The 22266-nt window shown below is 59.7% G+C and carries 22 protein-coding genes; 13 read left to right on the top strand and 9 right to left on the bottom strand.

What is annotated here, in order from left to right; genetic code table 11:
* The first annotated feature begins 31 nt into the window (after positions 1–31).
* Entirely contained in the window at positions 32–706 is a 675-nt protein-coding gene (gene radC / locus ACA074_RS27465) for a RadC family protein (protein WP_401272146.1), read from the top strand.
* Positions 707–836: 130 nt separating this feature from the next.
* Here radC and ACA074_RS27460 read toward each other — a convergent pair whose 3' ends face one another.
* A complete protein-coding gene (locus tag ACA074_RS27460) occupies positions 837–2423 on the bottom strand; it encodes an ABC transporter substrate-binding protein (RefSeq protein WP_187680351.1) in 1587 nt (528 codons plus the stop codon).
* Between the two features lie 448 nt (positions 2424–2871).
* On the opposite strand from ACA074_RS27460, the gene rpmB reads away from it, so the two are divergent.
* Positions 2872–3105, top strand: a complete 234-nt coding sequence (gene rpmB, locus ACA074_RS27455; protein ID WP_007920377.1) for a 50S ribosomal protein L28 — start codon at positions 2872–2874, stop codon at positions 3103–3105.
* Positions 3106–3116: 11 nt separating this feature from the next.
* A complete protein-coding gene (gene rpmG, locus ACA074_RS27450; RefSeq protein ID WP_016772554.1) occupies positions 3117–3272 on the top strand; it encodes a 50S ribosomal protein L33 in 156 nt (51 codons plus the stop codon).
* Between the two features lie 109 nt (positions 3273–3381).
* Here the strand turns inward: rpmG and ACA074_RS27445 are convergent, their stop codons facing one another.
* Both ACA074_RS27445 and ACA074_RS27440 read right to left on the bottom strand, forming a co-directional pair.
* Entirely contained in the window at positions 3382–3582 is a 201-nt protein-coding gene (locus ACA074_RS27445) for a hypothetical protein (RefSeq protein ID WP_401271974.1), read from the bottom strand.
* A gap of 86 nt (positions 3583–3668) precedes the next feature.
* A complete protein-coding gene (locus ACA074_RS27440) occupies positions 3669–4028 on the bottom strand; it encodes a cupin domain-containing protein (RefSeq protein ID WP_401271973.1) in 360 nt (119 codons plus the stop codon).
* A gap of 237 nt (positions 4029–4265) precedes the next feature.
* On the opposite strand from ACA074_RS27440, the gene ACA074_RS27435 reads away from it, so the two are divergent.
* Both ACA074_RS27435 and ACA074_RS27430 read left to right on the top strand, forming a co-directional pair.
* Complete coding sequence (locus ACA074_RS27435) at positions 4266–5759, top strand: aldehyde dehydrogenase (RefSeq protein WP_187680354.1); 1494 nt, start codon at positions 4266–4268, stop codon at positions 5757–5759.
* A gap of 261 nt (positions 5760–6020) precedes the next feature.
* Positions 6021–7166 carry an MFS transporter gene (locus ACA074_RS27430; RefSeq protein WP_497678135.1) on the top strand — a complete coding sequence of 382 codons (1146 nt, stop codon included), beginning with the start codon at positions 6021–6023 and terminating at the stop codon, positions 7164–7166.
* A gap of 16 nt (positions 7167–7182) precedes the next feature.
* Here the strand turns inward: ACA074_RS27430 and ACA074_RS27425 are convergent, their stop codons facing one another.
* Complete coding sequence (locus ACA074_RS27425) at positions 7183–8751, bottom strand: phospholipase D family protein (protein ID WP_401271971.1); 1569 nt, start codon at positions 8749–8751, stop codon at positions 7183–7185.
* Positions 8752–8811: 60 nt separating this feature from the next.
* Positions 8812–10233, bottom strand: a complete 1422-nt coding sequence (locus ACA074_RS27420) for an aminotransferase-like domain-containing protein (RefSeq protein WP_187680357.1) — start codon at positions 10231–10233, stop codon at positions 8812–8814.
* Between the two features lie 179 nt (positions 10234–10412).
* Between ACA074_RS27420 and ACA074_RS27415 the strand changes: the two genes are divergently transcribed.
* Positions 10413–10658, top strand: a complete 246-nt coding sequence (locus ACA074_RS27415; protein WP_187680358.1) for a DUF1127 domain-containing protein — start codon at positions 10413–10415, stop codon at positions 10656–10658.
* A gap of 60 nt (positions 10659–10718) precedes the next feature.
* On the opposite strand, the gene ACA074_RS27410 is transcribed toward ACA074_RS27415, so the two are convergent.
* Complete coding sequence (locus tag ACA074_RS27410) at positions 10719–12008, bottom strand: NAD(P)/FAD-dependent oxidoreductase (protein WP_497678134.1); 1290 nt, start codon at positions 12006–12008, stop codon at positions 10719–10721.
* A gap of 138 nt (positions 12009–12146) precedes the next feature.
* On the opposite strand from ACA074_RS27410, the gene ACA074_RS27405 reads away from it, so the two are divergent.
* Positions 12147–12500: a YkgJ family cysteine cluster protein gene (locus tag ACA074_RS27405; protein WP_187680379.1), complete on the top strand. Its 354-nt coding sequence runs from the start codon at positions 12147–12149 to the stop codon at positions 12498–12500.
* Between the two features lie 69 nt (positions 12501–12569).
* On the opposite strand, the gene ACA074_RS27400 is transcribed toward ACA074_RS27405, so the two are convergent.
* On the bottom strand, positions 12570–13058 hold the full coding sequence (locus ACA074_RS27400; protein WP_003177284.1) for an Lrp/AsnC ligand binding domain-containing protein: 489 nt from the start codon (positions 13056–13058) through the stop codon (positions 12570–12572).
* A gap of 153 nt (positions 13059–13211) precedes the next feature.
* Here ACA074_RS27400 and dadA point away from each other — a divergent pair, with 153 nt between their 5' ends.
* The 6 genes from dadA to ACA074_RS27370 all read left to right on the top strand — a co-directional run bounded on the left by dadA (position 13212) and on the right by ACA074_RS27370 (position 19305).
* Positions 13212–14516 (top strand): D-amino acid dehydrogenase, encoded by a 1305-nt coding sequence (dadA, locus tag ACA074_RS27395; protein ID WP_401271969.1) that lies wholly within the window; start codon positions 13212–13214, stop codon positions 14514–14516.
* Positions 14488–14841 (top strand): RidA family protein, encoded by a 354-nt coding sequence (locus ACA074_RS27390; RefSeq protein ID WP_401271968.1) that lies wholly within the window; start codon positions 14488–14490, stop codon positions 14839–14841. Before dadA ends, ACA074_RS27390 begins: the two co-directional genes overlap by 29 nt.
* 96 nt (positions 14842–14937) lie before the next feature.
* A complete protein-coding gene (gene alr, locus ACA074_RS27385; RefSeq protein WP_401271967.1) occupies positions 14938–16011 on the top strand; it encodes an alanine racemase in 1074 nt (357 codons plus the stop codon).
* 88 nt (positions 16012–16099) lie between these two features.
* Positions 16100–16648 carry a cupin domain-containing protein gene (locus ACA074_RS27380; protein ID WP_187680362.1) on the top strand — a complete coding sequence of 183 codons (549 nt, stop codon included), beginning with the start codon at positions 16100–16102 and terminating at the stop codon, positions 16646–16648.
* A gap of 182 nt (positions 16649–16830) precedes the next feature.
* Entirely contained in the window at positions 16831–17247 is a 417-nt protein-coding gene (locus ACA074_RS27375) for a c-type cytochrome (protein ID WP_497679352.1), read from the top strand.
* 135 nt (positions 17248–17382) lie between these two features.
* A complete protein-coding gene (locus ACA074_RS27370) occupies positions 17383–19305 on the top strand; it encodes an acetyl-CoA hydrolase/transferase C-terminal domain-containing protein (protein ID WP_497678133.1) in 1923 nt (640 codons plus the stop codon).
* A gap of 124 nt (positions 19306–19429) precedes the next feature.
* Here the strand turns inward: ACA074_RS27370 and ACA074_RS27365 are convergent, their stop codons facing one another.
* Both ACA074_RS27365 and rep read right to left on the bottom strand, forming a co-directional pair.
* Positions 19430–20002 (bottom strand): xanthine phosphoribosyltransferase, encoded by a 573-nt coding sequence (locus ACA074_RS27365; RefSeq protein WP_007920398.1) that lies wholly within the window; start codon positions 20000–20002, stop codon positions 19430–19432.
* A 57-nt stretch (positions 20003–20059) separates the two neighbouring features.
* A complete protein-coding gene (rep, locus tag ACA074_RS27360) occupies positions 20060–22069 on the bottom strand; it encodes a DNA helicase Rep (RefSeq protein WP_038359196.1) in 2010 nt (669 codons plus the stop codon).
* Positions 22070–22266 lie beyond the last annotated feature (197 nt).

The raw sequence follows: 22266 nt of genomic DNA, 5'->3' as shown, positions 1-22266 counted from the left end.
GAACAGCGGCGCCCACAGACAAGGAATGTGTATGAGTATTCGCGATTGGCCGGAGGCGGAAAGGCCGCGGGAGAAGCTGCTTGAACAGGGTTCGGGGGCTCTCTCCGACGCTGAGTTGTTGGCGATCTTTTTACGAACCGGGGTCACTGGAAAAAGCGCGGTGGATCTGGCGCGACACCTGTTGAATCAGTTCGGCAGCCTGCGCGCGCTACTGGAGGCCGATCTAGTGGCGTTCAGCAAGCAATTGGGACTGGGGCCGGCAAAGTTTGCCCAGTTGCAGGCGGTGCTGGAGATGAGCCGTCGGCACTTGGCCGAGCGCATGCGTAAAAAACCGGCGCTGGAGAGTCCGCAAGCGGTTCGCGATTATCTGAAATCCATGCTGCGCCACGAGCCGCACGAGGTGTTTGGCTGCCTGTTTCTCGATTCCAAACATCAGGTTTTGGTGTTCGAGGCGCTGTTTCGCGGGTCGATCGATAACACCAGCGTGCATCCCCGGGAAGTCGTAAAACGTGCTCTGGCAAACAACGCAGCGGCGGTGATCCTGTGCCATAACCACCCGTCGGGTAATACCGATCCCAGCCAGGCGGATCGACTCCTGACCAAGCGATTGCAGAAGGCGCTCGAACTGATTGATGTGCGGGTGCTGGATCACTTCATCGTTGGTGATGGCGAGCCACTGTCGATGGCGGAATGCGGCTGGATGTAAATCTCAGGAAAACGCTACTCCCTGTGGGAGCTGGCTTGCCAGCGATAGCAGACTGACAGGCCGCAGTTGTGCTGAATGTGCCGCCGTCATCGCAGGCAAGCCAGCTCCCACAGGTTTTGTGTTGTTGCGGTTATTTGAGGCTGACCTTCGAATAGTCCTGCCGGCCGAACGGGCTCACCGAATAGCCCTGCACATCCTTGCGGGTCAGTGCGTACGCGGTCGGATGCGCCAGCGGCAGCCAAAGCGCCTGCTGCTGAATCTGCGCCTGCGCCTGCTCATAGAGCTTGGTGCGCACCCCTTGCTCGCTGGTGGTCTTGCCAGCGCTGATCAGCTTGTCCAGGTCGGCGTTGCAATAGCGGGCGAAGTTGGTGCCGGACTTGACCGCCGCGCAGGAAAACTGCGGTGTGAGGAAGTTGTCCGGGTCGCCGTTGTCGCCGGCCCAGCCCATGAACAGCAAGTCATGCTCGCCCGCCTTGGCGCGGCGGATCAGCTCGCCCCACTCGATCACGCGGATCTCCGCCTGAATGCCGATTTCGGCGAGATCAGACTGCAACATCTGTGCGCCGAGGCTCGGGTTCGGGTTGAGCAGGCTGCCGGACGGACGCGTCCAGATGGTGGTCTGGAAGCCGTCCTTCAAACCGGCCTTGGCCAGCAGTGCCTTGGCTTTCGCCACGTCGTGAGGGTAGCCCGCGAGGTTCTTCGCGTAGCCCCAGGTGTTCGGTGGATAAACCCCGTTGGCCGCTTCGGCAGTGTCTTCGAACACGGCTTTGATGTAGTTGGTCTTGTCGAAAGCCAGGTTGATGGCCTGCCGCACTTCTGGCTTGTCCAATGGCGGATGCTGGCTGTTGATGCCAACGAATGCGGTCATGAATGCGTCAGTCTTTTCGACTTTCAGCGTCGGTTCTTTCAGCGCTGCCTGTACGTCCAGGGGTTTTGGCGACAGGGCGATCTGGCATTCGTTACGCCGCAACTTTTGCAGGCGCACGTTGGCGTCCGGGGTAATAGCGAAGATCAGCGGGTCAACAGACGGCTTGCCGCCGAAGTAATCCGGGTTGGCTTTATAGCGAATCGCGGCGTCTTTCTGAAAACGGGTGAAGACGAACGGGCCGGTGCCGATCGGCTGGCTGTTGAGCTTCTCTGTCGCGTTGGCCTTGAGCAGCTTGTCGGCGTATTCAGCGGAATAGACCGAGGCGAAACCCATGCTCAGGGTGGCGAGGAAGGTCGAGTCCGGGTGATCAAGGGTGAAGCGCACGGTCAGCGGGTCCAGGGCATCGATCTTCTTGATCAGTGCCGGCAATTGCATTGACTGCGCGTGCGGGAAGCCGCTCTGGGCGACTTTGTGCCAAGGATTGGCTGGGTCGAGCATGCGGTCAAAACTGAATTTGACGTCTTCTGCGGTCAGCTCGCGGCTCGGCTTGAAGTAATCGGTGGTGTGAAACTTCACCTGCGGGTGCAGTTTGAAGATATAAGTCAGGCCGTCAGTGCTGACTTCCCAGCTGTCGGCCAGGCTCGGGACTACCTTGCCGCTGGCGGTGTCGAAGTCCACCAGGCGATTCATCAGCACGTCGGCCGAGGCATTGGTGGTGGTCAGCGAGTTGTATTGCACCACGTCGAACCCTTCAGGGCTGGCCTCGGTGCAGACGCTCAGCGCGGCGGCCTGGGCCAGGGGGCTCAGCAGGAGCGGGGCGAGCAACAGGGGTAGGGCAGCGAGGCGCATGGTCGGTTTCCTTTTACAGATCGAAGGCCCATCTGCAAGTGCAGTCTGGAAAAGTCCTACCCTAGAGGGCGCGATTGCAAATGACTATCCCCTTTTTGCATTTTTGGGGGCGGCCGTAGGCAGTTATGTGTGGCTGGTGGCGAGACGACGAGGGCGAATCGCGTGTATCAGCGGTTTTCTGCGACGAGCGGTAAAAACCGGTGCCGGCCTTTATCCAAAGCCCTTGCAGGCAGAATTTCCGTGCTTTTATTGATTGATTGCACACCGAATGTTGTTGTACCCCGGTCTTTCTGGTATAAAGCAGCGCTCTTTTCTAGGGGCCCGGTTCCTTCACTGTAGGTGTAGCCGGTAAGACCTCTAAAGAAACGCGGCGCCTGGCGCCAAATGACTGAGAGATTAAGCGGCCAACCCATGCCGGGTTGGGCATGTGGTTTTAGAGGGCTGAGGCATGTCGAGAGTATGTCAAGTTACCGGTAAGGGTCCGGTGACTGGGAATAACATTTCCCACGCAAACAACAAAACCCGTCGTCGTTTCCTGCCGAACCTGCAGCATCACCGCTTCTGGGTTGAAGAAGAGAAACGTTTTGTGCGTCTGCGCGTATCTGCCAAAGGCATGCGTATCATCGACAAGCGTGGCATCACTGTCGTGCTCGCCGAACTTCGCCGCGATGGCAAGATTTAAGGGAGCTAATCATGCGTGAATTGATTCGTTTGATCTCGAGCGCCGGTACTGGTCACTTCTACACTACCGACAAGAACAAGCGTACTACCCCGGACAAAATCGAGATCAAGAAATATGATCCGGTTGTTCGCAAGCACGTGATGTACAAGGAAGGCAAAATCAAGTAATTGATTTTTCCCGACTTACAAAAAAGGCCCGTATCTCACGATACGGGCCTTTTTTGTTGCCTGGAAACCAGTTGGGATTTATCCCTCATGCCTCCGGTTTGAGTCGCTCTCAGCCAAAGTGGAACGACACGATGTTGCCTGTCAGATCCTGGTCGATGTTTAGTCGTTCGGGCCGATGATCAGTGGTGCCAACCGGTCCGCTACGGACATGCGTACGGCCCGTCAGTTCTGTGATGTAGGCCTCTACGCTCGGTACGTAGCGGGTACCGATCAAGTGGTGAATTTGTTGCAGTACTTCTTCATTGGGCATGTCGCATTTCCTTATGCGTAAGTTGGGTGCCCTTATTCGGGCCACTCGATTCTCTGATCAGTTTCGCCAACCCGTGCGGTATATAGTTATTTTTTCTCAAAGATCACATAAATCTTTCGGCACGCCTCCAGCACCTCCCAGGTGCCGCGGAACCCCGCCGGAATAACGAAACGGTCACCCACACGCAATGTCTTGGCATTGCCATCGCTGTCACGCAGCACCGAAACACCCTGCAGAATTTCGCAGTATTCATGCTCGGTGTAATTCACCGTCCACTGGCCCACCGCACCTTCCCACACGCCGACGTTCATCTGCCCACAGGGGCTGTCGTATTGGTTGAACACCGCTTGCTCGGGATCCCCCTTGAGCACTTTGGTCGGGTCCGGGCGATAGCGCTCGGCTTCGCTGGTGGTCAGGCTGATGTCGACGACGTTCTGGATGTTCATTGTTGTTTTCTCCCGTAATGACGGCGCAATGGCTGGAAAGGGCCAAAGTCTATGTTTATTAAATTGAACACCGCAAGGCTGTATAGCGCGCTTATGTCAAATATATTGAAACAACCCCGGCCGCTGGTTTAGGGTGGCGGGTGCCTTGGGCCGAAAAGCAGGCTGGCCAGGCAGAATTCCTGAGGACGCTGGCGACGATCGCGCGGCGCTCGTATTCAACAAGAGGAGGACACTTAAATGACCACCCTGACTCGTGCCGACTGGGAACAACGCGCCCGCGATTTGAAGATCGAAGGCCGCGCCTACCTCAATGGCGAATACACCGACGCCGTCTCCGGTGAGACTTTCGAGTGCATCAGCCCGGTCGATGGCCGTCTGCTGGGCAAGATTGCCAGCTGTGATGCCGCCGACGCCCAGCGCGCCGTGGAAAACGCCCGCGCCACCTTCAATTCCGGCGTCTGGTCGCGCCTGGCGCCGACCAAACGCAAAGCCACCATGATTCGCTTCGCCAGCCTGCTCAAGCAGCACGCCGAAGAACTGGCCCTGCTCGAAACCCTCGACATGGGCAAGCCGATCAGCGATTCGCTGTACATCGACGTTCCGGGCGCGGCACAAGCGCTGAGCTGGAGCGGTGAGGCAATCGACAAGATCTACGATGAAGTCGCGGCCACCCCGCACGATCAACTGGGTCTGGTGACTCGCGAGCCAGTGGGCGTGGTTGGCGCCATCGTGCCGTGGAACTTCCCGCTGATGATGGCTTGCTGGAAACTCGGCCCGGCACTGTCGACCGGTAACTCGGTGATCCTCAAGCCATCGGAAAAATCCCCGCTGACCGCCATCCGTATCGCGGCACTGGCCGTTGAAGCCGGTATCCCGAAAGGCGTGCTCAACGTGCTGCCGGGCTACGGCCACACCGTCGGCAAGGCGTTGGCCCTGCACAACGATGTCGATACCCTGGTGTTCACCGGTTCGACCAAGATTGCCAAGCAACTGATGATCTACTCCGGCGAATCGAACATGAAACGCGTGTGGCTGGAGGCCGGTGGCAAGAGCCCGAACATCGTCTTTGCCGATGCGCCGGATCTGCAAGCCGCCGCCGAATCCGCTGCCAGCGCCATCGCCTTCAACCAGGGCGAAGTGTGCACCGCCGGTTCGCGTCTTCTGGTCGAGCGTTCGATCAAGGACAAATTCCTGCCGATGGTCATCGAGGCGCTGAAATCCTGGAAACCGGGCAATCCGCTCGATCCGGCAACCAACGTCGGCGCGCTGGTCGATACCCAGCAGATGAACACCGTGCTGTCGTACATCGAATCCGGGCATACCGATGGCGCCAAACTGGTCGCTGGGGGCAAGCGCATTCTTCAGGAAACCGGCGGCACTTACGTTGAGCCAACGATTTTCGACGGCGTCAGTAATGCGATGAAGATCGCTCAGGAAGAGATCTTCGGCCCGGTGCTGTCGGTTATCGCTTTCGATACCGCCGAAGAGGCGATCCAGATCGCCAACGACACGCCTTATGGCTTGGCCGCAGCAGTGTGGACGCAGGACATTTCCAAGGCGCATCTGACTGCCAAGGCACTGCGCGCTGGCAGCGTGTGGGTCAATCAGTACGATGGCGGTGACATGACTGCACCCTTCGGCGGCTTCAAGCAGTCGGGTAACGGTCGCGACAAGTCGCTGCACGCGTTCGACAAATACACCGAGCTGAAGGCGACGTGGATCAAGCTGTAAGTCGTTAACGAAGGCCTGTCACGAGCAGGCCTTCCAGACGAAGCAGATCCCCTGTGGGAGCGAGCCTTTGTGGTGAGGGGATTTATCCCCGATCGGCTGCGAAGCAGTCGCAAAACCAGTAAATGCGGTGTAGCTGATACGCCGCGAGTTCAGGTTTTGGGGCCGCTGCGCGACCCATCGGGGATAAATCCCCTCGCCACATAGGCTCGCTCCCACATTAGTTTTGTGATGAAAACAAGAACATCCACAGGAGCGTGGAACATGCGGTGGGCGACGTATTTCGCCGTGTTGGCGTCTGTCTTGAGTGTCGGCCTGGCCCTGGGGGTCAGCATGCCGTTGGTGTCGTTGCGTCTGGAAGGTTGGGGTTACGGGTCCTTCGCCATTGGCGTGATGGCGGCGATGCCGGCGATTGGTGTGCTGTTGGGCGCGAAGATTTCCAGTCATCTGGCTGCGCGTTTCGGCACGGCGAACCTGATGCGCCTGTGCTTGTGGGCCGGCGCGCTGTCGATCGGGCTGCTGGCGTTGTTGCCGAGCTATCCGATCTGGCTGGTGCTACGGCTGATGATCGGTGTGATCCTGACCATCGTCTTCATCCTCGGCGAGAGCTGGATCAATCAACTGGTGGTCGAGCAGTGGCGCGGCCGACTGGTGGCGCTGTATGGCAGCAGTTATGCGTTGAGCCAACTGTCGGGCCCGCTGCTGTTGAGTGCGCTCGGCACCGAGCATGACTATGGTTTCTGGGTGGGAGTCGGTTTGTTGCTGGTTTCGCCCTTGCTCTTGCTGGGACGCAGCGGTGCGCCAAGCAGTGAAGCGAGCAGCGTGACCTTCCGCGACCTGTGGAATTTTGCACGCGAGCTGCCGGCGATTGCCTGGGCGGTGTCGTTGTTTGCCGCGTTCGAGGCGATGATCCTGACGCTGCTTCCGGTGTATTGCCTGCAACAGGGTTTTACTGCAGAGATCGCCCTGGCGATGGTCAGCACCGTCGTCGTGGGGGATGCGTTGCTGCAATTACCGATTGGCGCATTGGCCGATTATCTGTCGCGGCGCACGCTGTTTACCGGCTGCGCGGTGGTGTTGATGCTATCGAGTCTGGCGATTCCCGTGCTGCTCGATACGCTGCTGATCTGGCCTTTGTGGGTGCTGTTCGGCGCCAGTGCCGGTGGCTTGTTCACTTTGTCGCTGATCCTCATCGGTGAGCGATATCGCGACGATGCGCTGGTGCGAGCCAATGCACATATTGCGCAGTTGTGGGGTGTGGGTTGTCTGGTCGGGCCTTTGGCGGCGGGGGCGGGCAGTCAGTGGATCAGCGGGCATGCGCTGCCGTGGCTGATGGCGGCCGGGGCATTCGGGCTGGTGATTCTGCTGTCGCGTCAAGGTGCGTTCGGCACAGAGGCCGAGCCTGCCTGAATAGCTCTCGCCGGGGCTACAACATCCGCTCAAGGCCCACGGTAGTGCTGAACCACGCATTGAAGCGTCGCCACCAACTCCCCGGTTCTTTGGCCAGCGTGTGCAGTTGGCCGTTGTCCTCGGTTACCCAGACGATCTGCCCATTCTCAAGCTTCGCCTCGTAACTCAGCGCTGGCGCCATGCCTTGCAGGGCCAGTTCGCGCACGTGCGTGGCCAGTTCAGGGCTATCCACCAGTACGCCGACTTCGGTGTTCCACAGCACCGAGCGCGGGTCGAAGTTGAATGAGCCGATAAACGACTTCTGCCGATCAAAGATCATCGCCTTGCTGTGCAGGCTGGAATCCGACCCGCGAAACGACTTGCCGTAAAAAATATGCGGGCCGCTACCACCACCATCACCGGGCTGGCGGCGCAGTTCGAATAGTTTCACACCGTGTTCCAGCAACGCCTTGCGATAAGGCGCATAACCGCCGTGCACGGCTGGCACATCGGTGGCTTCCAGTGAATTGGTCAGCAGTTTCACCGACACACCGGCATCGGCACGTCCGGTCAGGTACACCAGCCCCGGCTGGCCCGGCACGAAATAGGCCGAGATCATGATCAGCTCTTTGCTGACGCCCGTGAGTTCCGGCGCCAGTTGTGTGGTCAGCAGCAACTGCGGATCAGGTTCACCCTTGGCCAGCACCTTGCTCGGGGCATCCCACAGCGCCTGACTCCAGGCCCAGATCAGCTCTTTGCGCCAGATGTCCATGCGCGGTTCGGTTTTGAAGGTCATCAACTGCTGATACAGCGCATGATTCTGCTTGCGGGTTTCTTCCAGTGATTCCTCCAGGCGCGTGCGGGTGTTCTGCAAATCCCTGGCCGAGGGTTTGCTGGAGAGGAATTCTTCGATGGGTTTGCTCAGGGCACTGTTCCAGTACTGGTCGAAGCTGTGCCCGAGTTGTTCGGCCACCGGCCCCACGCTGAGCATGTCGATATCGGTGAAATTCAAATTCGGTTCGGCATCGAAATACTCGTCGCCCAGATTGCGCCCACCGACGATGGCCACGCTGTTGTCCGCCAGCCACAGCTTGTTGTGCATTCGCCGGTGTTGCAGCGACAGGTTTAACAGGCGACCGGCCGCCCGGGTCACGCCCGTGCTGCGCCCCAGATGCAGCGGGTTGAACAGGCGAATCTGGATCTGCGGATGCGCTGCCAGCGTGGCAATGATCTGGTCGAGGCCGTCGCTGGTGGTGTCGTCGAGCAGGATTCGCACGCGCACGCCACGGTCGGCAGCCTTGAGCAGTTCCTCCACCAGCATCCGCGTGCTGACGCCGTCGTGAACGATGTAGTACTGCAAGTCGAGGCTGCTCTGCGCGTTGCGGATCAGCTCGGCGCGGGCGGTGAACGCCTCGGTGCTGTTGGACAGTAGGCGAAAACCGGAACGGCCCTGATACGGCGTGGCCTGAGCCTGGATCGAGCGGCCGAAACTTGAGTCGGAGGCGGGCAATGCCTGACTCGGTTCGCGCGGCACATTGAGACTGGCGCAGCCGCTCAGAAGCGCGGTGAGCATCAACAAAGCGAGTAGGGGCTGTCTGAGGCTCACGTAGGATCGTTCCGGTTGGCGGCAGGGGGTGGCATTTGGATGCTGGTCACTGGAAAAAGGTCAGTCGGCTTCAGCCAGCAGTTTGATTGCTGCCGCGCCGACCTTGCGTACCGCCTCTTCTATCAGCGGTGTCGGTTTGGCAGCGTAGTTCATCCGCAGGCAATTGCGGTACTTGCCCGAGGCGGAAAAGATGCTGCCGACGGCAATCTGTACGCCTTGATCGTGCAGCGCGCGATTCAGTTTCAGGGTGTCGAAACCCTCCGGCAATTCAACCCACAGCATGAAACTGCCCTGTGGACGACTGGCGCGGGTGCCAGCAGGGAAGTAGCGCGTGACCCAGTCGATCATCATGTCGCGATTGCGCTGGTATTGCGTGCGCATCCGCCGCAAATGAGGTTCGAAATGACCTGACTTGAGAAATTCGGCAATGGCGATCTGTGGTTGCGGCGCGGTAGAGCCGGTGCTGATGTATTTCATGTGCAGCACCCGTTCCAGATAACGCCCCGGAGCGACCCAGCCAATGCGCAGCCCCGGCGCGAGGGTCTTGGAAAACGAACTGCACAGCAGCACGCGGCCGTCTTCGTCGAAGGATTTGATCGTGCGTGGGCGCGGGTAGGTGTAGGCCAGTTCGCCATACACATCGTCCTCGATGATCGCCACGTCGAAACGCTGAGCCAGGTTGAGCAGGGCGCGTTTGCGTGCTTCCGGCATGATGTAGCCGAGTGGGTTGTTGCAGTTGGGCGTGAGCTGGATGACCTTGATTGGCCATTGCTCCAGCGCCAGTTCCAGCGCTTCGAGGCTGATGCCGGTGAGCGGGTCGGTAGGGATTTCCAAGGCTTTCATGCCCAGCCCCTTGAGCGTCTGCATGGCACCGTGAAAGCTCGGCGAGTCCACTGCGACGATGTCGCCCGGCTCGCAGATCGCGTGGATGCTGGTCGACAGCGCTTCGTGACAGCCGGTGGTGACGACCAGGTCGGCGGCGCTCAACTGGCAGCCGGAATCGAGCATCAGCCGGGCGATCTGTTCGCGCAGTTCGAGGGTGCCGTGGATGTTGTCGTAATACAGACCGGGCATGTCCTGACGGCGACTGATGCGCGCCAGCCCGCGCAGCAGCGGTTTCATGGTCGGCGAGGTGACGTCGGGCATGCCGCGACCGAGTTGCACCACATCCTTGCGCGGCACCGCGCGAATCAGCTCCAGCACCTGATCCCACTGCGAAATTTCCACCGGCCGCTGCGCCGGACGCCCGATGGCGGGCAGCTCCGGCAGTTCGCGACCGACCGGCACGAAATACCCCGACTTGGGTTTCGGCGTGGCCAGGCCGCTGTCCTCGAGCATGCGATAAGCCTGCTGCACCGTGCTGAGGCTGACGCCATGTTCTACGCTCAAGGCGCGCACCGACGGCAGCCTGTCACCAGGACGATAGAAGCCTTGTTCGATGCGCGTGCCGAGCAGTTCGGCGAGGTTCACATAAAGCGTCATGGCACTGCCTCGATGCAGGTGATTCGAAAAACCAGTACAGATGCGGCGTAAATCGACAATTCAGTAGCAGAAACAGCAAATCTGTATGGAGTTAATACAGATTGGTTGAATCTGTAATGCTTTTGCCGGCCCGCGCATCATGGAATCTCTGGCTACCCAAGTAAACAGGAGCGACAAAAATGAACGGCTTGAGCGATGTGCGGCTGACGTTACACAGTCAGGAATTGGCGGCAGGGCAGGAGGACAGTGCGTGGAATTCGGCCATGCGCAACGCGCCATCCGGACTGAGCCGCTGGGGCCTGATCTGGCATCGTCTGCACACGCGTAAGGCGTTGTTGGGGTTGACGGCTGATCAGCTCAAGGATGTCGGGTTGACGCGTGAGCAAGCGCTGGAGGAGGGGTTGAAACCGTTCTGGCGGATCTGACTGCAACTGATCGTTCCCACGCTCTGCGTGGGAACGATCATGGAAGGCGGCACATATCCATCAGACCAACTCTTTAAGCCGATGCCACAACATCCCCAACGCCAACAACGGCGAGCGCAGATGTTTGCCGCCCGGGAAGGTGATGTGCGGCACCTTGGCAAACAGATCAAAGCCACCGCTTTGCTGCCCACTGATGGCCTCGGCGAGCAACTGACCCGCCAGATGCGTGGCATTCACGCCATGGCCGGAATAAGCCTGGGCGTAATACACATTCGGCTGATCATTGAGCCGGCCAATCTGCGGAAGGCGATTGGCGCCGATGCCAATCATCCCGCCCCACTGGTAATCAATCTTCACCCCGGCCAGTTGCGGAAAGACTTCGAGCATTTTCGGTTGCATGTACGCGGCGATGTCCTTTGGATCGCGCCCCGAATAATGGCAGGCGCCACCGAACAGCAAACGCCGATCCGCCGAGAGTCGGTAGTAGTCCAGCGCTACCCGCTGGTCACAGACCGCCATGTTCTGGGGCAAAAGGTTGTGCGCCTGTTCTTCGCTCAAAGGCTCGGTGGCGATGATGTAGCTGCCCGCTGGCAGCACCTTGCCGCTGAGTTGCGGGTTGAGATCATTGAGGTAAGCGTTGCAGCCCAGCACCAGAGTCTTGGCGCGTACCGAACCCTGCGCTGTATGGACCTTCACTTCGGGGCCGTAGTCGATGCGGGTGACTGCCGAATGCTCGAACAGTTTGACTCCCAGTTGCTGCGCTGCGGCCGCTTCACCCAGTGCCAGATTCAGTGGATGCAGATGCCCGGAACCCATGTCGATCAAGCCGCCCACATAGCGCTTGGAACCGACCACGGTGTGCATTTCATTGGCTTGCAGCAAGCGGGTTTCATAGCGATAACCGAGGCCGCGCAGCTCCTCGGCATCTTCGGCAAACCCTTCAAGGTCGGCAGGTTTGTTGGCGAGGTCGCAATAGCCCCAGGTCAGATCGCAGGCAATCTGAAACCGCTCGACCCGCTGGCGGACGATTTCCACCGCTTCCAGGCCCATGAGTTTCATCTGCCGCACGCCGTCGACACCGATGACGTTGGCGAACTGATCGAGGCCATGGCCGACCCCGCGAATCAGTTGTCCGCCATTGCGACCGCTGGCGCCCCAACCGATCTTGTGCGCCTCCAGCAACACCACGCTGAGGCCGCGTTCGGCCAATTCCAGCGCGGTGTTCAGCCCCGAAAACCCGCCGCCGACCACGCACACGTCGGCAATCACTTCACCTTGCAGCAGCGGATGATCCGGTTGCGGCAGGCTGCTGGCGGCGTAGTAAGAGGCAACGTGAGGCATGAGTATCATCCAACGGCTAAGTGTCGAAAAAATTTGACGGAGCATAAGCCGCTCGCGCGAGGTCGGGCAACACTGGTCGGCCTGCAGTGTCTGGATCACGGCTTTTGCGGCACAATTGCGGCCTATTTCACCTTGGTCACCGCTTCGATGAGCTGCAACAGCGAAAAAATCCGCACCCTGCGCCAGCAGATCCCCACGTTCGATTGCGTGCCGGGCTGCCACGACTGCTGCGGGCCGGTAACCACTTCGCCTGAGGAGATGGCGCGCCTGCCGCGCAAGACCCGCGCCGAGCAGGATGCGGCGATGGAGGCGTTGAACTGTGTGCACTTGGGACCGAATGGCTGCACGGTGTATGGCGAGCGGCCACTGATTTGCCGGTTGTTCGGGACGACGAAGACGTTGCCTTGCCCGAATGGGCGGGGGCCTGTGGAGCTGATTCATCCGCGCGCTGAAAAGCAAATCTTCGAGTACATGGCGGCGAATCGGCAGGTGTTGGTCTAGCCTCTGCGTCCATTCTGGACCGAGTCATGATCGTTCCCACGCAGAGCGTGGGTACGATCATTGTGGTGATCAATCCGGAATCGGCAGGCTCAGGCTTTCCTTCACCTCTTCCATCACGATATAGCTCTTGGACTCGCGCACATGCGGCAGCTTGAGCAGGATGTCGCCCAGCAGCTTGCGGTACGAGGCCATCTCGGAAATCCGCGCCTTCACCAGATAGTCGAAATCCCCTGATACCAAGTGACACTCCAGCACGTGAGGCAATTTCAGCACCGCGCGTCGGAACTCTTCGAAAGTGTCGCCGGATTTGTAGTCGAGGCTGATCTCGACGAACACCAAGAGACTACCCTTCAAGTGCTGCGGATTGAGCCGGGCGTTGTAGCCCATGATGATCCCCTCGCGCTCCAGTCTGCGCACCCGCTCGGTGCACGGCGTGGTGGAGAGACCGACCTTTTCCCCGAGTTCGGTAAAGGAAATCCGCCCGTCTGCCTGCAGGATCCGCAAGATATTGCGGTCGATCTTGTCCAGCTCACGTTTGGTCTGAGTGTTGGTACGCATAGGGGATGCGCCTCCGTGAAAAGGGTTTTTGCCGAGAATTGTCGCCAAATATAGGCGCTTATATAGTGAAAAGCACTGGCATTTATTTTTTACACTGCGCGCATCATTGCTCTGACAACACGTCGGCGATCCGCCGCGACGAGGGATACAAAAATGCGCGTTATGGTCTTGGGTAGCGGCGTCATCGGTACCGCCAGTGCTTATTATCTGGCCCGTGCCGGGTTTGAAGTGGTGGTGGTCGACCGGCAGCCTGCCGCGGCCATGGAGACCAGTTTCGCCAACGCCGGCCAGGTTTCGCCGGGCTATGCCTCGCCGTGGGCCGCGCCGGGCGTGCCGCTCAAGGCGATCAAGTGGCTGCTGCAACGCCACGCCCCGCTGGCGATCAAGGCCACCGCTGACATCGATCAATACCTGTGGATGGCGCAGATGCTGCGCAACTGCACCGCCAGCCGTTACGCGGTGAACAAGGAGCGCATGGTGCGTCTGTCCGAGTACAGCCGCGACTGCCTCGACGAATTGCGCGCGGAAACCGGCATCGCCTACGAAGGCCGCAGCCTCGGCACCACTCAGTTGTTCCGTACCCAGGCGCAACTGGATAACGCCGCCAAAGACATCGCCGTACTGAAAGAATCCGGTGTGCCATTTGAACTCCTCGACCGCGCCGGCATTGCCCGGGTCGAGCCAGCTCTGGCTGGCGTCACCGACATCCTCGCCGGTGCCCTGCGCCTGCCGAACGACCAGACCGGCGACTGCCAGATCTTCACTACCCGTCTCGCCGAAATGGCGGTGAAACTGGGCGTTGAATTCCGTTTCGGCCAGGACATCCAGAAACTTGATTACGCCGGTGATCGCATCAACGGCGTATGGATCGACGGCAAGCTGGAAACCGCCGACCGCTACGTGCTGGCCCTCGGCAGCTACTCGCCGCAACTGCTCAAGCCGCTGGGCATCAAGGCCCCGGTGTACCCGCTCAAGGGTTACTCGCTGACCGTGCCGATCACCAACCCGGACATGGCCCCAACGTCGACCATTCTCGACGAGACCTACAAGGTCGCGATCACCCGTTTCGACAACCGCATCCGCGTGGGCGGCATGGCCGAAATCGCCGGTTTTGACCTGTCGCTTAATCCGCGTCGGCGCGAAACCCTGGAGATGATCGTCAACGACCTTTATCCTCAGGGCGGCAATCTGGCCGAGGCGAGTTTCTGGACCGGCCTGCGTCCGACTACCCCGGACGGCACGCCGATCGTGGGCGCTACGCCTTTCAAGAACCTGTTCCTCAACACCGGTCACGGCACGCTCGGTTGGACCATGGCGTGCGGTTCCGGTCGTTTGCTGGCTGACCTGATGGCGAAGAAAAAGCCGCAGATCAGCGCCGAAGGCCTCGATATTTCCCGTTACGGCAACAAGCCACAGGAGTCCGCAAAACATGGCAATCCAGCGCCAGCTCACCAATGAGCGCATGAGTCAGATCGTCAGCCACAACGGTATGGTGTACCTGTCCGGGCAGGTCGGTGACGACTTCGACGCCGGGGTTGAGCAGCAGACCCGCGAAGTGCTTGCCAATATCGAGCGCTTGCTGGATCTGGCCGGGACGGACAAACAGCATTTGCTCTCGGCGACGATCTACCTGAACAACATCGAGGCGCACTTCGCCGGGATGAACTCGGTGTGGGATCAGTGGCTGCCCAAAGGCGCCGCCCCAGCCCGCGCTACTGTGGAAGCGAAGATGGCCAAGCCGAGCATTCTGGTGGAAATCTCTATCGTTGCCGCGCTGCCGTAAACCTTTTGTAATGATCCCTCTCCCGGTGCTGTTGGCGGTTCACGCCGTCAGCCAGCGCCGGTTTTTCTTCCCATGACCGCCTAGAAGTCTGCCGCCATGCGTCCTGCCCGTGCCCTGATCGACCTCCAAGCCCTGCGTCACAACTACCGAATTGCCCGCGAAGTCACCGGTGCCAAGGCGCTGGCAGTGATCAAGGCCGATGCTTACGGCCATGGTGCCGTGCGTTGTGCCCAGGCGCTGGAAGCCGAGGCTGACGGTTTTGCCGTGGCCTGCATCGAAGAAGCGTTGGAACTGCGTGCTGCCGGCATCAAGGCTCCGGTGTTGTTGCTTGAAGGGATTTTCGAGGCCGATGAGCTGGCGCTGATCGTCGAGCATGATTTCTGGTGCGTGGTGCATTCGCTGTGGCAGCTCGAAGCGATCGAGCAGGCGGCGCTGAGTAAGCCAATCACCGTGTGGCTTAAGCTTGATTCGGGCATGCATCGCGTCGGTCTGCATCCGAAAGATTATCCAGCGGCGTATCAACGGCTGCTGGCCAGCGGCAAAGTGGCGAAGATAGTGCTGATGAGTCACTTCGCCCGTGCCGATGAATTGCACGAGCAGAGCAGCGCCGATCAGGTGGCGGTATTTGAAGCGGCGCGTCAGGGTTTGGCCGCCGAGGTCAGTCTGCGCAACTCGCCGGCCGTGCTTGGTTGGCCGCAAATTCATAGCGATTGGGTGCGTCCGGGGATCATGCTTTACGGCGCGACGCCGTTCGAAGAAGCCAGCGCCGTGGCCGAGCGCCTGCAACCGGTGATGACGCTCGAATCGAAAGTCATCTGCGTACGCGAATTACCCGCCGGTGAGCCCGTTGGCTACGGTGCCAAATTCATCACCGACAAACCGATGCGCATCGGCGTGGTTGCCATGGGATACGCGGATGGCTACCCGCGCCAGGCACCGACCGGCACGCCGGTACTGGTGGCTGGCCAACGAAGTCGCATCATCGGCCGCGTGTCGATGGACATGCTCTGCATCGACCTGACCGATGTACCGGAAGCCGGATTGGGTTCGACCGTCGAGCTGTGGGGCAAAAACATCCTCGCCAGCGAAGTGGCGAAGTGGGCGGACACCATTCCGTATCAGATTTTCTGCAACCTGCGTCGAGTGCCAAGGCTCTATTCCGAGGCTTGAGGCCGCTACGGAGCCCATGTGTTGTAAATACTGAACGCTGTCGCCATGATAACGCTCAATATTTCTACAATATCAGGAGGCTCCAGCCTTGGACGTCGGTGAACGACTGCAATCGATCCGCAAGCTCAAAGGGCTTTCCCAGCGTGAACTCGCCAAGCGCGCGGGCGTCACCAACAGCACCATTTCGATGATCGAAAAGAATAGCGTCAGCCCTTCGATCAGTTCGCTGAGGAAGGTTCTTGGCGGGATTCCCATGTCCATGGTCGAGTTCTTTTCCGAAGAAATCCTGCAGGAAAAACCGACCCAGATCGTCTACAAGGCCAACGAGCTGATCGACATTTCCGACGGCGCCGTGACCATGAAACTGGTCGGCCGCGCGCACCCGAGCCGGGCCATCGCGTTCCTCAACGAAATCTACCCGCCGGGCGCCGATACTGGCGAAGAAATGCTTACCCATGAGGGCGAGGAAACCGGGATTCTGGTGGAAGGTCGTCTGGAGTTGGTGGTGGGTGTGGAAACTTTTATTCTCGAAGCCGGCGACAGCTACTATTTTGAAAGTACCAAGCCGCATCGATTCCGTAATCCGTTCGATACTCCGGCGCGGCTAATCAGCGCAGCAACACCGGCAAATTTTTAAACAAAGAGACGCCAAGCCATAACGACGAAGGCATCCGAACCGTTTTTCCACAGCGCGGTATAACCCCTTTGTCTATGGGGTTGTTTCAGAGTGGCGGGCTACCCGCTATACTTGCGCCCGCCTGCGAACCGTGGCCGCAGGCGTGAATAGCCACCATTGAGGGTGAACGCGTGAACCTAATTATGAAAATGCTGGCCGCACCAGCAACCGTACTGGCCCTCTGGGCTGTCAGCGCTCAAGCTGCGACGAATGACGACATTGCCAAACGCCTTGAGCCTGTCGGCCAGGTGTGCGTTCAGGGTCAGGAATGCAAAGGGATGGAAGTGGTAGCGACCGCCGGCGGTGGCGGCGGTGCGAAAACCCCGGACGAAGTGATTGCCAAACATTGCAACGCTTGCCATGGCTCCGGTCTGTTGGGCGCGCCGAAAATCGGTGACACCGCCGCCTGGAAAGAACGTGCCGATCACCAGGGCGGCCTCGACGGCATCCTGGCCAAGGCCATCACTGGCATCAACGCCATGCCGCCAAAAGGCACCTGTGCCGATTGCACCGACGCCGATCTGAAGGGCGCAATCGAGAAGATGTCCGGCCTGAAGTAAGGCGCGCTTCTGACGAAAAAAACCGTCTTCGGACGGTTTTTTTGTGCCTGCGATTCACGGCTTGGGCTGTCCTTTGCAGCAAAGTCGAGGCAATCTCGGTCTACCTCTATTCACGGAACGGGCGGGAGGCTTCAGATGGTGCAGTTGTGTTCGATCGAACAGGCAGTGGACGACGTGCTCGCGCGGTTGCCGGCGCATATCCACATGGGCTTGCCGCTGGGGTTGGGCAAACCCAACCACTTCGTCAACGCGCTGTACCGGCGCGTCAAAGAGCTGCCTGAGCGGCAACTGACGATGTACACCGCTCTGTGCCTCGGTCGGCCGAGTTTGGGCGATGGCTTGCAGAAGCGCTTTATCGAGCCCTTCGTCGAGCGCGTCTTCGGCGATTACCCGGAATTCGATTTCCTCGCCGACCTGCAACGCGACACCCTGCCCGCCAACATCCGCATTCAGCAGTTCTTCATGCAGCCCGGCAGCCTGCTTCACAGCGCGCCGGCCCAGCAGGATTACGTCAGCAGCAATTACAGCCACGCCGCCCGCGATATCAACGCCGCCGGTCTGAATCTCGTGGCGCAACTGCTCGCCAGCAGCAGCGAACATCCCGACCGTCTGAGCCTGAGCTGCAACCCGGACATCACCCTCGACCTGTTGCCGATGATCGCCAAGCGCCGTGACGCCGGGGAGACCATTCTGCTGGTCGGCCAGGTGCACACCGATCTGCCGTACATGCCCGGCGATGCCGAGGTTGATATCGACACCTTCGACCTGCTGATCGACGAAAAGGACAGCAGCACGCTGTTTTCCACGCCGAATATGCCGGTCGGTTTTCAAGACCATTTCATCGGTCTGCACGCCAGCACCCTGGTGCGCGATGGCGGTACGTTGCAGATCGGCATCGGCTCGATGGGCGATGCGCTGACCGCCGCATTGCTGGCGCGCCAAGCCGATAACGCCGGGTATCAAGCGTTACTCGCCGACGTGAACCTCAGCCAGTGGGCGCAACTGATCGAGCGCGAGGGCGGCACCGCGCCGTTCGCCAAAGGGCTTTACGGTTGCAGCGAAATGTTCGTCAACGGCCTTCTGGTGCTGGCGGATGCAGGGATTATCCGGCGCAAGGTTTACCCCGACGTGCCGACTCAGGAACAGGCCAACGCCGGCACCCTCGACGAGGCCGCGCAGACTGACGGCATCTCGGTGCACGGCGGTTTCTTCCTCGGCCCGCGCAGTTTTTACGAGCGCCTGCGCGAGCTGCCGCAGGACAAACGCCTCGAATTCAACATGACCCGCATCAGCTACATCAACGAGCTGTACGGTCAGGAAGAGTTGAAGCGCTTGCAGCGCCTTGATGCGCGTTTCATCAACACCGTGTTCACCATGACGTTGCTTGGCGCAGGCGTGGCGGACCAACTGGAAGACGGGCGGGTGCTCAGCGGCGTCGGCGGGCAGTACAACTTTGTTGCCCAGGGCCATGCGCTGAACGATGCGCGCTCGGTTCTGATCCTGCGCAGTTGGCGCGAATCCGGCGGTGACGTCAGTTCGAACATCGTCTGGGAATATGGCCATTGCACGATCCCTAGGCACCTGCGCGACATCGTTGTCACCGAGTACGGCATTGCCGATCTGCGCGGCAAAACCGACGCGGCGGTGATCGAGGCATTGTTGAATATCAGCGACTCACGCTTCCAGTCGGGGCTCATCGAGCAGGCGCAGAAGGTTGGCAAACTGCCGAAGGATTTCCGCATCGATCCGCGTTTTGCCGAGAACACGCCGCAACGCTTGCAGGCGATTGCCGCGCGGCATCCGAACCTGTTTCCGGAATATCCGCTGGGCTGTGATTTCACGGTGATCGAGCGGGATGTGTTGCGAGCGCTGAACTGGCTCAAGAGCAAGTTCAAGCTGACCGAGATTCTGGAGCTGGGCAAGGCCGCGCTGGATGCGCCGGAAGCTTCGTTGTATCCGGAGCATCTGGAGCGGATGCAGCTGACGAATCCAGAGGGCCTGAAGGAAGACTTGTTCCAACGCCTGCTGCTCACCGGCCTGAAGGCCACCGCGCAATAACTGCCCACCCCAAAACAACGGTAGGAGTGAGCCTGCTCGCGATAGCGGTGTATCAGTCACCGAAATGGTTGATTGACACTAAGCGATCGCGAGCAGGCTCACTCCTACAGGGGTAATGCGGGGTTTATTCGATGAAGGTTACAACGCCATCCTTCAGCGATTTAACGCGCGCCAGCGACTCAACGCGATAACCCTGCGAATCCAGCTCGGCGCGGCCGCCCTGGAACGATTTCTCGATGACGATGCCCAGGCCGGCGACGGTGGCGCCAGCCTGCTTGATGATCGAGATCAGCGCCTGGGACGCCTTACCGTTGGCCAAAAAGTCGTCGATGATTAGCACGCGGTCGCTGCTGGTCAGGTGACGCGGGGAGATGGCCACGGTGCTTTCGGTCTTTTTGGTGAACGAATAAACGGTCGCCGACAGCAGGTTTTCGGTCAGGGTCAGGGACTGTTGCTTGCGGGCGAAGATCACCGGCACGCCGAGGTTCAGACCGGTCATGATCGCCGGGGCAATGCCCGAAGCTTCGATGGTGACGATCTTGGTGATGCCCGAGTCCTTGAACAGCGAGGCGAATTCGTCGCCGATCAGCTTCATCAGGGCCGGGTCGATCTGGTGGTTCAGGAAGGCGTCGACCTTCAGGACCTGGTCGGAAAGCACGATGCCTTGTTCGCGGATTTTCTGGTGCAATGCTTCCATGAAGCTGTCCTCATTTGGCGCTTTGTGCGCCGAAGGTCTAGTAAAAAGTGGTCAATTCTAGCGCTTTAACATCGCGCGTATATCGGCCAATGCGTTGTTGCCGCGCACGGCTTTGACTTCGGTCGGTGTGTCGTCGTTGCCTTCCCACGCCAGATCGTCCGGCGGCAGCTCATCGAGGAAGCGGCTCGGCGCGCAATCGATGATCTCGCCGTACTGCTTGCGCTTGGCGGCGAAGGTGAAGGCCAGGGTCTGACGCGCGCGGGTGATGCCCACGTAAGCCAGGCGGCGCTCCTCTTCGATGGTGTCGGCTTCGATGCTGGAGCGGTGCGGGAGGATTTCCTCTTCCATGCCCATGATGAACACGTAAGGGAATTCCAGACCCTTGGACGCATGCAGGGTCATCATCTGTACGCCTTCGGCGCCGTCCTCTTCTTCCTGCTGACGTTCCAGCATGTCGCGCAGGACCAGTTTGCCGATGGCATCCTCGACGGTCATTTCGCCTTCTTCGTCCTTCTCGAGGGTGTTTTTCAACGCCTCGATCAGGAACCAGACGTTGCTCATCCGGTAATCGGCAGCCTTGTCGCTGGAGCTGTTGGTGCGCAGCCAGTTCTCGTAGTCGATGTCCATGACCATGCTGCGCAGCGCCGAGATCGGGTCTTCGCCGGCGCACTGCTCCCGGACCTTGTCCATGAAGCGCTTGAAGCGCGACAGGCGATCGGTGAAACGACTGTCCAGATGCTCGCCCAGACCGATTTCGTCGGTGGCGGCGTACATCGAGATCTTGCGTTCGGTGGCGTAGTTGCCGAGTTTTTCCAGGGTGGTCGAGCCGATCTCGCGGCGCGGCACGTTGATCACCCGCAGGAAGGCATTGTCGTCGTCCGGGTTCACGATCAGGCGGAAGTAGGCCATCAGGTCCTTCACTTCCTGGCGGCCGAAGAAGCTGTTGCCGCCGCTCAGGCGATAAGGCACCTGGTGATGCTGCAACTTCAGCTCGATCAGTTTGGCCTGGTAGTTACCGCGATAGAGGATCGCAAAATCGCTGTACGGCCGGTCGGTGCGCAAGTGCAGGCTGAGGATTTCCATGGCCACGCGCTCGGCTTCGGCGTCCTCGTTGCGGCAGCGGATCACGCGGATCTCGTCACCGTGGCCCATCTCACTCCACAGCTGCTTTTCGAATTCGTGCGGATTGTTCGAGATCAGCACGTTGGCGCAACGCAGGATGCGGCTGGTGGAGCGGTAGTTTTGCTCCAGCATCACCACTTTCAGGGACGGATAGTCGTCCTTGAGCAGCATCAGGTTTTCCGGCCGTGCGCCGCGCCAGGCGTAGATCGACTGGTCGTCGTCGCCCACCACGGTGAATTGATTGCGCTTGCCGATGAGCATTTTCACCAGCAGGTATTGGCTGGCGTTGGTGTCCTGGTATTCGTCGACGAGCAGATAGCGAACCTTGTTCTGCCACTTTTCGAGAATGTCGGCGTGCTCTTCGAAGAGTTTTACCGGCAGCAGGATCAGGTCGTCGAAGTCCACCGCGTTGAACGCCTTGAGCGTGCGCTGATAGTGGGTGTAGACGATGGCAGCGGTCTGCTCTTTCGGGTTACGCGCGTTTTCCAGCGCCTGAGGCGGCAGGATCAGGTCGTTTTTCCAGGCGCCGATCATGTTCTTGATCTCGTCGACGCCGTCGTCGCCCGCGTATTCCTTCTGCATGATGTCGGTCATCAGCGCCTTGACATCCGTCTCGTCAAAGATCGAGAAACCGGGTTTGTAGCCCAGGCGCACGTGTTCCTTGCGGATGATGTTCAGGCCCAGGTTGTGGAAGGTGCAGACCGTCAGGCCGCGTCCTTCGCCGGCACGCAGCAGGGTGCCGACCCGTTCCTTCATCTCGCGCGCGGCCTTGTTGGTAAAGGTCATGGCGACGATGTACTGGGCGCGGATGCCGCAGTTCTGGATCAGGTGCGCGATTTTGCGCGTGATCACGCTGGTCTTGCCGGAGCCAGCACCGGCGAGCACCAATAGAGGGCCGCCGACGTAGTTCACGGCTTCTTGCTGCCGGGGATTGAGTCGGGACATACGAAAATTCGGGAGTCGTTGACGAAATGGGCCGGCATTTTAACAGGCTCAGCGATTTGTGCTGCTCTGTCCGACTTGTGACGCACCACGCGATTCAAATTTGCCGGTTTTGTTACTTTCACGCAGGATGCGTGGAGATTTTGCGGCTAATGTTCTCATTCGTGACACAAAATAACGTTTTGATAACCGTTGTCATT

This window comes from Pseudomonas sp. LBUM1655 (assembly GCF_059716085.1).
This window is presented reverse-complemented; position numbering and strand designations above follow the sequence as displayed.

Excerpts from the sequence above, each read along its gene's own strand:
- ACA074_RS27390 (WP_401271968.1), top strand. The coding sequence starts at position 14,488 with ATGGCAATCCAGCGCCAGCTCACCAATGAGCGCATGAGTCAGATCGTC.
- rpmB (WP_007920377.1), top strand. The coding sequence starts at position 2,872 with ATGTCGAGAGTATGTCAAGTTACCGGTAAGGGTCCGGTGACTGGGAAT.
- ACA074_RS27445 (WP_401271974.1), bottom strand. The coding sequence starts at position 3,582 with ATGCCCAATGAAGAAGTACTGCAACAAATTCACCACTTGATCGGTACC.
- ACA074_RS27415 (WP_187680358.1), top strand. The coding sequence starts at position 10,413 with ATGAACGGCTTGAGCGATGTGCGGCTGACGTTACACAGTCAGGAATTG.
- ACA074_RS27405 (WP_187680379.1), top strand. The coding sequence starts at position 12,147 with ATGAGCTGCAACAGCGAAAAAATCCGCACCCTGCGCCAGCAGATCCCC.
- ACA074_RS27430 (WP_497678135.1), top strand. The coding sequence starts at position 6,021 with ATGCGGTGGGCGACGTATTTCGCCGTGTTGGCGTCTGTCTTGAGTGTC.
- rpmG (WP_016772554.1), top strand. The coding sequence starts at position 3,117 with ATGCGTGAATTGATTCGTTTGATCTCGAGCGCCGGTACTGGTCACTTC.
- ACA074_RS27375 (WP_497679352.1), top strand. The coding sequence starts at position 16,831 with ATGAAAATGCTGGCCGCACCAGCAACCGTACTGGCCCTCTGGGCTGTC.
- ACA074_RS27420 (WP_187680357.1), bottom strand. The coding sequence starts at position 10,233 with ATGACGCTTTATGTGAACCTCGCCGAACTGCTCGGCACGCGCATCGAA.
- ACA074_RS27400 (WP_003177284.1), bottom strand. The coding sequence starts at position 13,058 with ATGCGTACCAACACTCAGACCAAACGTGAGCTGGACAAGATCGACCGC.
- ACA074_RS27460 (WP_187680351.1), bottom strand. The coding sequence starts at position 2,423 with ATGCGCCTCGCTGCCCTACCCCTGTTGCTCGCCCCGCTCCTGCTGAGC.
- ACA074_RS27410 (WP_497678134.1), bottom strand. The coding sequence starts at position 12,008 with ATGATACTCATGCCTCACGTTGCCTCTTACTACGCCGCCAGCAGCCTG.
- dadA (WP_401271969.1), top strand. The coding sequence starts at position 13,212 with ATGCGCGTTATGGTCTTGGGTAGCGGCGTCATCGGTACCGCCAGTGCT.
- ACA074_RS27435 (WP_187680354.1), top strand. The coding sequence starts at position 4,266 with ATGACCACCCTGACTCGTGCCGACTGGGAACAACGCGCCCGCGATTTG.
- radC (WP_401272146.1), top strand. The coding sequence starts at position 32 with ATGAGTATTCGCGATTGGCCGGAGGCGGAAAGGCCGCGGGAGAAGCTG.
- ACA074_RS27365 (WP_007920398.1), bottom strand. The coding sequence starts at position 20,002 with ATGGAAGCATTGCACCAGAAAATCCGCGAACAAGGCATCGTGCTTTCC.
- rep (WP_038359196.1), bottom strand. The coding sequence starts at position 22,069 with ATGTCCCGACTCAATCCCCGGCAGCAAGAAGCCGTGAACTACGTCGGC.
- ACA074_RS27370 (WP_497678133.1), top strand. The coding sequence starts at position 17,383 with ATGGTGCAGTTGTGTTCGATCGAACAGGCAGTGGACGACGTGCTCGCG.
- ACA074_RS27440 (WP_401271973.1), bottom strand. The coding sequence starts at position 4,028 with ATGAACATCCAGAACGTCGTCGACATCAGCCTGACCACCAGCGAAGCC.
- alr (WP_401271967.1), top strand. The coding sequence starts at position 14,938 with ATGCGTCCTGCCCGTGCCCTGATCGACCTCCAAGCCCTGCGTCACAAC.